General features: G+C 33.8%; 9 protein-coding genes. All 9 read left to right on the top strand.

What is annotated here, in order from left to right; translation table 11 throughout:
* Nucleotides 1-139 (top strand): ATP-binding protein (locus tag PZE06_RS24340; RefSeq protein ID WP_275792078.1); only part of this gene is annotated, 139 nt, incomplete at its 5' end.
* 248 nt (nucleotides 140-387) lie between these two features.
* On the top strand, nucleotides 388-975 hold the full coding sequence (locus tag PZE06_RS24335; RefSeq protein ID WP_225310814.1) for a recombinase family protein: 588 nt from the start codon (nucleotides 388-390) through the stop codon (nucleotides 973-975).
* Nucleotides 976-1,165: 190 nt separating this feature from the next.
* Nucleotides 1,166-2,011, top strand: a complete 846-nt coding sequence (locus tag PZE06_RS24330; RefSeq protein WP_151026221.1) for a TnsA endonuclease C-terminal domain-containing protein — start codon at nucleotides 1,166-1,168, stop codon at nucleotides 2,009-2,011.
* Complete coding sequence (locus PZE06_RS24325; RefSeq protein ID WP_151026222.1) at nucleotides 1,995-4,112, top strand: Mu transposase C-terminal domain-containing protein; 2,118 nt, start codon at nucleotides 1,995-1,997, stop codon at nucleotides 4,110-4,112. The genes PZE06_RS24330 and PZE06_RS24325 overlap by 17 nt, the downstream gene beginning before the upstream one ends.
* Nucleotides 4,099-5,706 carry an ATP-binding protein gene (locus PZE06_RS24320; RefSeq protein WP_151026223.1) on the top strand — a complete coding sequence of 536 codons (1,608 nt, stop codon included), beginning with the start codon at nucleotides 4,099-4,101 and terminating at the stop codon, nucleotides 5,704-5,706. The genes PZE06_RS24325 and PZE06_RS24320 overlap by 14 nt, the downstream gene beginning before the upstream one ends.
* Complete coding sequence (locus PZE06_RS24315) at nucleotides 5,703-7,544, top strand: TnsD family Tn7-like transposition protein (protein ID WP_151026224.1); 1,842 nt, start codon at nucleotides 5,703-5,705, stop codon at nucleotides 7,542-7,544. The genes PZE06_RS24320 and PZE06_RS24315 overlap by 4 nt, the downstream gene beginning before the upstream one ends.
* Before the next feature lie 310 nt (nucleotides 7,545-7,854).
* On the top strand, nucleotides 7,855-10,410 hold the full coding sequence (locus PZE06_RS24310; protein ID WP_191963590.1) for an AAA family ATPase: 2,556 nt from the start codon (nucleotides 7,855-7,857) through the stop codon (nucleotides 10,408-10,410).
* Between the two features lie 67 nt (nucleotides 10,411-10,477).
* Nucleotides 10,478-10,723, top strand: a complete 246-nt coding sequence (locus PZE06_RS24305) for a hypothetical protein (protein WP_151026226.1) — start codon at nucleotides 10,478-10,480, stop codon at nucleotides 10,721-10,723.
* Nucleotides 10,724-10,789: 66 nt separating this feature from the next.
* Nucleotides 10,790-11,923, top strand: coding sequence for a hypothetical protein (locus tag PZE06_RS24300; protein ID WP_151026227.1), 1,134 nt, complete (start codon nucleotides 10,790-10,792; stop codon nucleotides 11,921-11,923).
* Nucleotides 11,924-12,133: the final 210 nt, after the last annotated feature.

Below are 12,133 nucleotides of genomic sequence, written 5' to 3'. Positions count from 1 at the left end.
AAATTTAATTGGAGATCAAGGCATTACGACAGCGATTTTAGATCGTTTACTTCATCGTGTGGAAGTCATACATGGTGGAGAGGATGAGGAAAGTCATCGGATGAAAAACAGGAAAAGTATTTTTTCAGCAGAAGTGTAAAAAGGAAACGAGCAAAAAGTGTAAAATTCGACTTGACGTCTACAATAAAAAGATAGTAGTGCTGAGTGCATTACTATTTTTTGCTTTAATCAAGTTGAAAATTCATGTCCCAAAATCATACTTTTTGAGAGTCAAAAAAATTGTGTTTCAAAAACTCCTAATCTTACTTTTGGAATGTTTCAGGCCCTTCACATATGTTTTGAAACGTTTTATAATAAAATACAAACATATATTCGTTTGTATGGGAGATGATTAATATAAAAATTGGATATTGCAGAATTTCCTCTGTATCTCAAAATCCCGCTCGGCAAATTAAAGCATTAGAAGAACAAAGCGTTGAAAAACTTTTCATTGAAAAGTTAAGTGGTAAGGATAAAAATAGACCGAAGTTGCAGGAGATGATGAATTTTATTCGAGAAGGAGATACCCTGGTAATTGAGTCTATATCAAGGCTTGCTCGTAACACGAAAGACTTTTTGGAGATTGTCAACGATTTAACGGATCGAGGGGTAGAAGTAGTAAGTTTAAAAGAGAGCATAGATACTGCAACCCCCCAAGGGAAGTTCATTTGCACCATATTTGGAGCCTTATATGAACTTGAACGGGAAAGTATTAAACAACGGCAAATGGAGGGAATTACCATAGCCAAAGAAAAAGGAATTGTGTTTGGAAGACCTCCTATTCAAATTGATGATAACTTTATGCGGGAATACAAGCGTTGGAAAGAGGGAAAACAAACAGCGGTTCAAACTTATAAGAAGTTAAATATATCCCGTACATCTTTTTATCGGAAAGTTCAACAAATTGAAAAGGATAAGGATTTAGTAGAAAGTTAGTTTTATTTGAGTTTCTTCTATTATATATAGCTTGTTTACAATAGAAAGGAGAAAAAAAGAATTGAATAAAAATTTGAATATCTTAAAAGAAGCCACGATTTCTTAGGGCGTAACCTCAAAAAAAAACTTTGGGTGTTGCCTAAAAAGAAATGGTGGCTTTTGTTTTGCCCAAAATAAATGAGGTGGATTAATGATAAGAGAATGGAAGGATTCGACAATCAAGCGATTTTTGAAAGAAGGTCGTGGCAGTGGCGAAGGAAGTGAGTATAAGAGTTGGCTTCAAGTTCAGGACATAAATTCACAGGGGAGGTCAACTCGCACATACTCCTATAAATCACAACGAGTTATTCATTTGCTAAGTGATTTGCAGTTGTACTATTGGTATTTATTGGAGTTTGATGACATGGTTCTGGATGTACGTGAACAATTTCCGCTTTTAGATTTCCATGAAATGAATATTCCAGTAGATCAAGAGCTTGAAAAGAAACTATTTAGCACAAAGACTAATGTACCGCATGTATTTATTGTGTCCTTTATGGTAACAAGAATTGATCAGAACGGTAACTCCTTTTATGAAGCAAGAGCTATAAAATCATCAACTGAACTTACAAAAAAAGCCACAATTGAACGTTTGGAAATGCAACGCAGGTATTTTGAAAAGAAACAAATTGACTTTGGGGTAGTAACGGAAATGAACATAAACAAACAGTTAGCTCGAAACATCGGTTGGGTGCTGACTGCATATGACATACAGGACTATCCTGATTTGGTCAGGAATTTCCTTTATCTAAAAGAAGACCTATTGCATTACTTATCCAACCATACAGCTACATTCCAAATGGTATTTCAAAGAATAGAAAAAGATTATCAATTAGATGAAGGCTTAGGTTTGATTCTTTTCAAACACCTTGTTGCAACAAAGCAAATCAAATTTGACTTAAATCGAAAAATAGACATGTCGAGGAATGTTGAGGAATACCGAATCGAACTTCCAGGTATTAAATCAGGAGGTGATAAACATGCAGTTAATGGTTAATGATTTGTTACTAAGTAAATACGATCCGAGCAAGTTGGAACGTGTGGTTTGGATAGATTATCAAAACAAATGGTGCTACTTAGTGAACATCAATAAGCCATCTTTTCCATACAGTTTAGAAGTAAAGGATATCATACACCAGTTGGAAATTGATGAACTTGAAAAAGTTGAAGAAGATCCTTTTTTCATAAGTGTGCAGGTGAATGAATTAACAGATGCAGAAAGAAAAAAGCGTGATGAAGCGTGGGAAATAGTTCAAGATGTATATTTGATTCCAGACATTTTACTACCAAATAAGAGATGGGGCTTAATTAAAAATACGAGCAAGAAATTCAATGTGAGTGGGAAAACAATTTATAACCATTTAACCAGGTTTTTTGCAAGGGGAATGATAAAATCGGCTCTCTTACCTGACTACTATCGTTCTGGCAATCAAGTTGAACATCAATATACGAAAAAAACAGGAAGACCTGCAATCTATTCTTCAACTATCAAGCGAGCAAATGTTGATAATGAGTGGAAGAAGATTTTTCGAGCTTCTTTGGAGAAATATTACTTTATTCGTTCAAAACCGTCTTTGAAATATGCGTATCAGCAAATGCTAAAAGACTATTTTTCTATTAAAGATAAAAGAACGGATTATAAAGTATTAGACGTTGCTAATCCTATTCCCTCCTATGATCAGTTTTATTATTGGTACAGGAAATGGTACAAGGCAGACTATGTTATTCATAAAAGAGAGGGAAGAAGGGAGTATTTGCAAAATCATCGTGCTATAACAGGATCAGCTACCGAAGACAGTATGGGAATTGGATTGTTTGCTATAGATGGGACAATAGGAGATATCTATTTGGTTTCCAGTTTAGATAGGAATAAAGTAATTGGCCGCCCTATGATTTATTTGACTGTGGATATATTCTCCAGGGTTATTGTTTCTGTGTATGCGACTATCGAAAATATGTCAGGGGACTCTTTAAGGTTGGCACTTGCGAATGCTTTTAGTAATAAAAAGTATTTCTGTAATACAAGACTTGATATGGAGATTGGTGAACAAGACTGGCCAGTTCACTATATTCCGCATACTATATTAGCTGATCGAGGAAGTGAATTGATATCAGATGAATTAACCAGTTTAGTTGAAGATCTAAATATTAAAATTCAAAATACTGGGAGTTATCGACCTGAATTAAAGGGTGTTTGTGAAAGATTCATAGGGATTTTACAGTCACATATTGCCCCATTCCTTGAAGGAATTGTACAAAAAGATCACGCCAAACGTGGGGGCCAAGATTATCGAAAAAAGGCAGTCCTAAATCTTAAAGAATATTCCCGAATTTTGGTGAGATGTGCCTTGTACTATAATAATGAACATTATTTATCAGATTATCCACTAACACAACATATGATAGAAGCTAAAATTCCTCCAATCCCTATAAAACTTTTTGAGTGGGGACTTAAAAGTGGGAATGGTTTGCTTAGATCTATGTCGTACAGTCAAATTAGGAGTAACGTACTTCCTATAAGTCAGGCAATAGTTGATTATAAAGGAATTTATTTTAAAGGTCTCTACTATTCCTGTAGAACAGCTATAAAGGAAAGATGGTTTTCCAATGCACGCATAAATGGTTCGTGGAAGATTGAAGTCAGGTATGATCCGCAAGATATGTCTGAAATCTATATACGTAAAAATAGAAAAGATTACGAAACTTGTACGTTAATTGAACAGTATGATATGTACAAGTCGGCAAGAATGGAAGAGTTAATAGATTTAACCATTAGTAAACGCCAACAGGAAGTAGATTTTCAAGAAAGTGAAATAAATGGACAAATAAGATTGGCACAAGAAATTGAAGAGATTGTTAATGAGGCAAAAAAGGAAGCAAAAATGGATTTAGGTGAAGGAATTAAGAATATCAAGGATATTAGACAAAATAGGAAAGAAGAGCAGGAACTTACACGCCAGAAAAGAAGCGTGGATATTCAAGTGTTAAACACAGATGTACCCTCTTCCTCTACTGTAAATTCTGCCTCAAAAAAGATAAGGAATATCGATTTGTTCCGCCAAAAACAGAAGGAGGGTTTAAATAATGAAAATCATTGAACTGGCAAATGGAACCCAAGTACAAGTAGCCGAATATAAAGAACAGGAAATTTTGGAGTACCAGAACCCTCTGATTGAGGCACTGCCACCAATTTACTCACAGCAAGAGGTAATTGATCTGCTTAGTATATATCCACCGTATCACAGAGAAGAGCGGTATTTGAATGATTACAAACGAATCCATTTACTACAAAGGATTTTGCGTTACTATCAGCCATTACCAATACATTTGCAGATTCAATCGTCTGTAGATTGCCTTTTAAGAGCAGGCTATGTATCTCGTAATCCATTAAATAAGAATTATGCACAGGGGTTTGTGAATAACTGGAGTAATATTCAAAACAAGTCCTTTGACAACTCGGTTATTCAGACTGGTCAAACATTGACTATAGTAGGAATTGGCGGTGTCGGAAAGACCAGAACATTGCAACGCATTATAGGAATGATCCCCCAAGTAATATCTCATACAGTCTATAAAGATAAGCCACTAAACACATATCAAATTACGCACTTAACCATTCAAACTCCATTTGATGGATCGGTAAAAACAATCATTTTTGATTTTATGTATCAGATTGATTTATTAATGGGGACAGATTACTTTAATCGTTACGCAAATAGTCGCTTATCAACGAGCCAATTGATGCCTATTACAGCTTCAATTGCAAAAAGTGCTAATCTTGGGTTGCTAATCATAGACGAGGTACAACACCTAAAGGCAGTGAAGTCAAAGAGTTCCACCCAAGTATTAAATTTCTTTACAACACTGATTAATACAGTAAATATTCCATTAATTATGGTGGGAACTCCGAAAGCCATGGATATTTTGCAATCACAGTTTAGACAAGCTCGAAGAAATACAAATGCAGGTAATGTAATGTGGAATCGAATGGAAAAGGATGATATTTGGGATCTTTTTGTACAGGGAATGTGGAAATATCAATGGACAAGAGAGGAAACACCTTTTAATGAGGAAATTTCCTCCATACTCTATGATATTTCACAGGGCATCTGTGATATCTGTGTAAAGATCTACATGATGGTTCAATTACGTGCCATCACTAATGAAGAAGAAAAGATAACTATTCCACTAATAAAACAAGTAGCCAAGGAAGAACTGAAAATTGTTCAACCTATGTTACACGCCCTTAGAACTAATAATTATCAAAAACTTGTAGACTATGACGATATATCTTTCCCTGCTATCGAAAATTATATTGAGCGTGGGCGGATCGCTATAAAACAAAAAGAAGTAATCGAGTCTTTAAAACAGGGAGTAGATCGAAAGAATAATCAATCCAAGTTAGTTGATGATGCTGTGTTTCGATTAACTATTCTTGGGATAGATGATGTTGTTGCCAGAGAAACCGTATTGGATATAGTTTCTATGCAAAGCCAAACCGAAGAGTTATCTGCAATTGTACAACAGGCCTATCGAATTTTAACTGATTCAAAGGCAAGTGAAAGTATAAATAATGAAAAGGATTTAAGAAGGATTATTGAACAAGGAAAAGAACAAGAACTGTCAGCATATCAAGCCCTATATGAAGCAGGTATTATTAAACAAGATTATCCCGTAGGTAATGCTTCATGATATTACAGTTTGTGACACCTTATCCATCTGAGATTCTTTACAGTGTGCTTGGTCGCTATCATATACGATCAGGGAATATCTTTTGGAAACACACTTTGGAAGATTTATTTGGAAAACGAACGATTAGTGCATCCATTTATTTACCTTCTGGAATTCATTCACTTGTAGAACGTTTACCAGAAAACACAACAATTACTGAAAGAATGCTCATTGAAAATCACACAATGTTCCCCTTTTATTCAGCATTTTTAGATAAAGCAGAGTCAATATATAATGGGATGTTAAGTGACGATGGAAAAGCAATTTATATGCAAGCGGGTATCATGGCAAGTGCGATAACACAAAATAAATATTTTAAATTTTGTCCACCTTGCTTCAAAGAAGACCTTCATCAATATGGAGAGCTATACTGGTATCGTCAACATCAATTGCCAGGAAAGTTGGTATGTTTGAAACATGGTGTTTGGTTAGAGGAAAGTAATGTCCCAATTACTCATTCAAATAAACATAGCTTCATCTTACCGACACCAAGTAATTGTGAACTAACGAAAGGAATTCCAGTGGCTGATAATTTGTTGGAAGAATATAAACAATTTCTTTCACAAGCTGATGTTTTGTTAAGTAGCATTTTCAAATCTAACTCCTTTTCCTATTTAACAGATTTTTACCGTAAACATTTAATTGAAGCGGGATATGCTACATTTAATGGTCAAGTACATCAGAAGAAACTATTTGATGCTTTTAGAGGATATTATTCAGATGAACTTCTTAAAAATATCAATGTTGGTGTAAAATCAACGGAATCGTGGTTAGCTTCAATTACAAGAAAACATCGTAAATCATTTCACCCATATTATCATATTCTTTTCCTAAATTTCCTTGGGTTATCGGTTAATGATGTTTTCCAAGAAACTTCATTAGAGGTTGAGTCATGCGGTAAACCCAAATGGCCCTGCCTGAATATAGTATGTCTAAGTTACAAGGGAGATGTTATAGAGGAAGTTACTATTAGAACCTGTGAGAAAACGAAACAGCCCATAGGAAGATTCACTTGTAAGAAGTGTGGCTTCAGCTATACAAGAAAAGGTAAAGGACAAACCGTAGAAGATCGTTTTAAAATTACTCGTATTATGAACTTTGGATCTCTCTGGATGAAGGAGCTAAGTAATTTACTTATTGAGGGATTAAGCTATCGTGAAATTGCACGAAGGTTAAATGTTGATCCAAATACAGTGATTAAGTATGCAAAGACTGAGGCGGCTGAGTCTAAAGCTATAGAAGTTCAGAATATAGATAAAGCTGATTTAGTGGAAAGTAACCGCAAATCATGGTTGCTATTGCAACAGGATAATCCGAACTTATCTAAGACAGAGCTGAGAAAACAAAATCCTGCAACCTATGCATTTTTATATCGAAATGATAGAGAATGGTTACATGATAATTCACCCACCTTACGAAAAAAAATCGCTGAAAATAAACGAGTAAATTGGGAGAAAAGAGACCAGGAAATATTGGCTAATGTTAAAAAGGCAACAAGAGAACTAAGAGCAAGAAATGGAAAGTTAAAAAGGATAACAGTAAAAAGCATTGGAGATGCAATAGGAGAAAGGGCATTATTAGAACAACACTTAGACAAGATGCCAAAAACAAAAGTATTCATTAATGCAGTGAAGGAATCAGACCAAGAATTTCGTCTTCGTAGGGTACAACATGTAATTAATGAAATGAGAGAAGCGGGCGAAGTTATTAAAACGTGGAAGGTGTTAAGGAAAGCGGGAATAAAAAAGCAGTTTTTTAATGAGATAAAAGAGCTAATTGATATGCATTTAGAGAAATAGGAAATCCCTTGATACCTTCATCAAGGGATTTTTTGCATATGAAATTGTTTGTTATGATTGAAAGGTTTATTGCAGTTCCCCTTTGTCATATTTATTTAGCGAGATTTTATTCTTAGAGTTAAGTTGATGCATGCAAAATGATGATGAATCGAAAGAATCCTCGATATTTTCACTTGTACTTTTCAATAAATGTTCAGAAATTAACCGTCTATGTAAATAATTGTTGGTAGATTGTTATGTTATGATTGTTTATATATAACAAAATTTTACAAAATTAGATAGCAACTTTCGACAAAAGAGGAGGATGGAGATGAAAACAGCAGTTGATTTCTTAGCAGAGTGGGCGAAAGGAGAAGCATGGAGGATTCATGTTCTTAACAAAGTTAAAATGGAAGGTGAAACTAATCCCTCTGAACTATTAGGGGAAGTTTTGCACCTAATGGAACAAAAGGGAACAGTTGATATGATTGGTGAGACTGAAAGCGGTTCTCTGGAAGGAAAGAGGTTAATTATAAATCAAATACAGTCACCCAAAAATATTAATGCAATATCGGAAGATGCTCAATTCTCATTAGGGAAAAATCTTAATGTTTTTTATGGGGAGAATGGTTCAGGAAAGTCATCATATGTACGCATGTTTCGTAGTTTGGCAGAACACTATTACACATCAGAAAAAGATCTTACCATCTTACCAAATGTCTATGAGGAAGAACAATTGGAAGCTCGTTTGGCACAAACGGTAGAAGTCTCATATTTACTTGATGAAAAAGAGAATAATGATTTTGTAGATATTAATGAACCGCATACTGTATTGAGTAAAATAAATGTGTTCGATAGTGATTCTGTGCTTCCTTTGATTAACAATGACCTCACATTTAGCATCCTGCCAAAGGGATTTGATAAATTTCAAATGGTTACATTGCTATTAGATTCATTACGTAAGGAGGTTACAGCTACTATTCAAGTTGAAGAAGAGAAGCAGAATAGAATCTTTTCAGATTCTTCTTTTGATTTTGTTCGAGAGGAACTAAATAAAATTACGAAGGAAGTCAAAGATTCAAATAGTATTAAGGAATTTCTAAACGGTAATTATCCACGTAGCGATGCATATGAAGAGGTAATGGAAGAGATTGATATACAAATTAAGGATTTGGAATCCACTAATCCAAAAGATAAGATTACTATTTTAACATCCCAAAGAACAAAGCTAAGGTCGATTGGAGATGCATTTAAGAAGCTGTCAGCAACTTTAAATGTAGAAAATGTAGTAAAGGTCAATTCTTTAATAAAAGATTACGAAATAAAGGTACAGGAAGAGCGAGATTTTAATGAAGCCTTCAAAAAGAATGTGTCATTTCTTAGTGTTGTGAATGATGAATGGTTTACGTTTGTTAAGATGGGCAAGAAATATTATGAATCTATTAATCAGGATCATATTCATGAAGGAGATTCGTGTATTTTCTGTAGTCAATCTCTTAGTGCATCGAGTGTAAGCGTGATTGAGACCAATTTTAGTCATATCAATAAAAGTAATAAAGGTTCAATAGATGCTATTGAAAAAGAACTTTTAAAACAGGATTTACAAAATGTAGTGGTTAATTTCTCAAATGAAGAGCTTGCTTTGATTGAAAGTGAAAGGCTTATAGAGAGAATAAAGTCAACTATTCAATTACTTAATCGTAATAAAGAATTATTTAGTTCTCTGCTTACCTCAAAGAAAACAATTACTGATGATGTAGTTTTAGATTTAACAGATATCTTGGAGGAAATTAATCAGGAATTAAATGAGATAGAGGATAGAATAAAAAACCTAAATGACTCGAAAACGGAAGCAGATAAAAAAATTCGCTCACTTAAAGATACGAGGGAAACTTTTAAAAAGAATGAAAAACTCCATTCTTCACTGGATTTATTAGTAGAATGGTTTGATATACAAAAATCTATTAAGGAACTTAGTAAAGCAAAAAGTAAGTTCTCTACAAATTCGTTGACACAAAAGCAATCTGAGGCTTTTCAAAGTATAGTTCAAGACGAGTATTTTGAAATTTTTGAACGATTTGCACAAGAACTTAAAGTGTCCAACGTTAATCTCAGGCTTATTCCGAAAAAAGGAGAAACGTTACGAAAGAAATCTGTTTCTTCTAAAGAATATAAGGTATCACAAATCATGAGTGAGGGAGAACAAAAAGCTGTAGCAATGGCAGAGTTTGCTACTGATTTAACTATGCGTGGAGACTTTAATACAATACTTTTTGATGATCCTGTAACCTCACTGGATTATAAGAGGTCGGAAATTATTGCCGACTTGATTTACAGGTTGTCTTTGGAAAGACAGGTAATAGTATTTACACACAACATAATGTTTTATTACTATTTGTACAATGCATGTTCAAAAGATAAAAATAAAGAAAACAAGTTCTTTAAGGTAGATGAAATTGACAAAATGAACAAAGGCTTTGTGTCAGAATCCTTTAGCGGTAGGTTGGAGAATTTGGGCGAGATAATGAAAAAATTGAAAGTACAAGAACAAACAATTAATTCTAAAAAATGTTTTGGTGATGTGTTAGAAGAAGCATTAAAAAAAGCATATTCGGATATTCGAACTTGGTGTGAATTAATTGTGGAAGAGGGCTTTTTTAAATCGGTTATACGTAGATATGAGCCAAATATAATGTTCACTAAGGTCAAATCTATTAAAGGTGATTTTGTTGAAGAACTAACAGCGGTTAGTGAGCTTTTTGAAAAAGCGTGCCGTTGGATGGCAGGTCATAGTCAACCAACTGAAACTCAGCATAATCGGGCAACAAAAGAGGCATTCAATGAGGATATGAGCTTTATCCATCAAATATATGGACTGTATAAGTAAATAGAATAGGAGTGAATAAGCAACGGACTATCCAATATGGACAATAAGCGGTAGGTTTTGTGGGAAAGTGATCGAAGATCAAGTATATGATGAAAATGGTCATCATATAGGGTATATAGATGATAACAGGATTTTTTCCGCAAGAACTGGACAAGTAGTAGGAGAATTTTATAGAGAAGATAGAGTTGGACTGAAAACCTCCAAATCATATCCGATTAGAGGAGCAAGAGGTATTCGTGGTTCCAGAGGGTTTGGGCAAAGAGGGAATAGAGGTGCTATTAGCCTTGGTGGATGGGAAGATCCCAAGTTTTAATAATTATTGAATAGTTTATTGCTTCTATCTTCAACATGAGAATTAGTAAGGACAGGGGAGATTAGATTGAAAAATATAATTATCGGAAATGGTGTTACAATTCAATTTGGTGGAAAAGATTATACAAATGAAAGGATTATTAAACGTGCTATAAACAATGTAAATACTAAAAACTTCCCCTCGGAAATTTATCCAAGAGAAGTAAAGGACTGGCTAATATTACTTTTCAGTAAAATTCCGAATGTCATAAACGGAGAATATGATAAGTGTGCATATACCGAGGGAATGAAAACCTCTCTCATACATTTTAAAAATAGATATAAGGATGTAAATAAAAAGACAAAAGTCCATGAAATAGGTTTCGAAGATTATTTTTTATTACATTTTTTAATCTGCTATAAAGAAAGCATAATTAATCCTGAAAGATTTAATATTAAAGAAAGTTTACGTGCATTCTTCATAGATTCCATATTTTATAGAGGTAAAATTCAAAAAATCCACATGCAATATCCTAAGAAATTTGTAAATTTCCTTGAAAAATTTGATAATATTTTTACAACCAATTATGACTGTAATATTGAAGAGGCTACAGGGAGATCTGTTAATTATTTACATGGGGCATTTCATCATTTGGCAGATGTATATAATCCTGAAAGTTTTAGAAACAAATTAAGCGATTCTCCAGTTAAATCAACTATAATAATTGATGGATACGATCATTTATACTCAGAGGCTTTAACATCCTACTCAGGTGATGATAAGAAGTTTAATTTAGACATGGGAATAAACGCTAATATAGCTATCGATAAATTTGTGAAAGGTTTGAAGGATAAACCTGAATTGAGGGGGGAAATTGACTCTTGGGCCAATTCCGACAATCAAATACTTAAAAATATGCAACAGTCAATTCAACTGAAAGAAAATGATGAAGAATTGAGATTTGGTGAAAATAAATCATTATATAACATTTCTACATTAAGTGGGGAAGTGTCGGTACTTGGGTTATCGCCATATAATGATAATCATATTTTTGAGGCTATAAGTAATAATTTTGATATTAATGAGATTAACTTTTATTATTATGATGCTAATGAGATTGATAACGTGAAATCAATTTTTGGAAATAAGAATATTATTTTTACGGATGTTCAGGAGTTTTGGAAAAGCTGTAATGAAAAAAATAGGAATATAACTGTGTGATAAGATCTTTAATTGATTTTCAAAGCGTACGTGAAGGAAGTTTAATGACTTTTATTCTTATCCTGTAACCCTTATCTCTATTATGTCTCCCTGCAACTCCCGCTTACAATCTGTAACTAAGTCTTACAATCTGTAAGTCAGTTTTACAAAGCAGGATGGATGACGACAACGATATGTATGTAAATTTTACTCTACCGAACCAGAATCGGG

It is taken from the genome of Robertmurraya sp. DFI.2.37, assembly GCF_029211245.1.
GTDB classification, from domain to species: domain Bacteria; phylum Bacillota; class Bacilli; order Bacillales; family Cytobacillaceae; genus Robertmurraya; species Robertmurraya methanolica_A.
The sequence above is the reverse complement of the archived record's forward strand: the minus strand, read 5'-3'. Positions and strand labels throughout refer to the sequence as shown.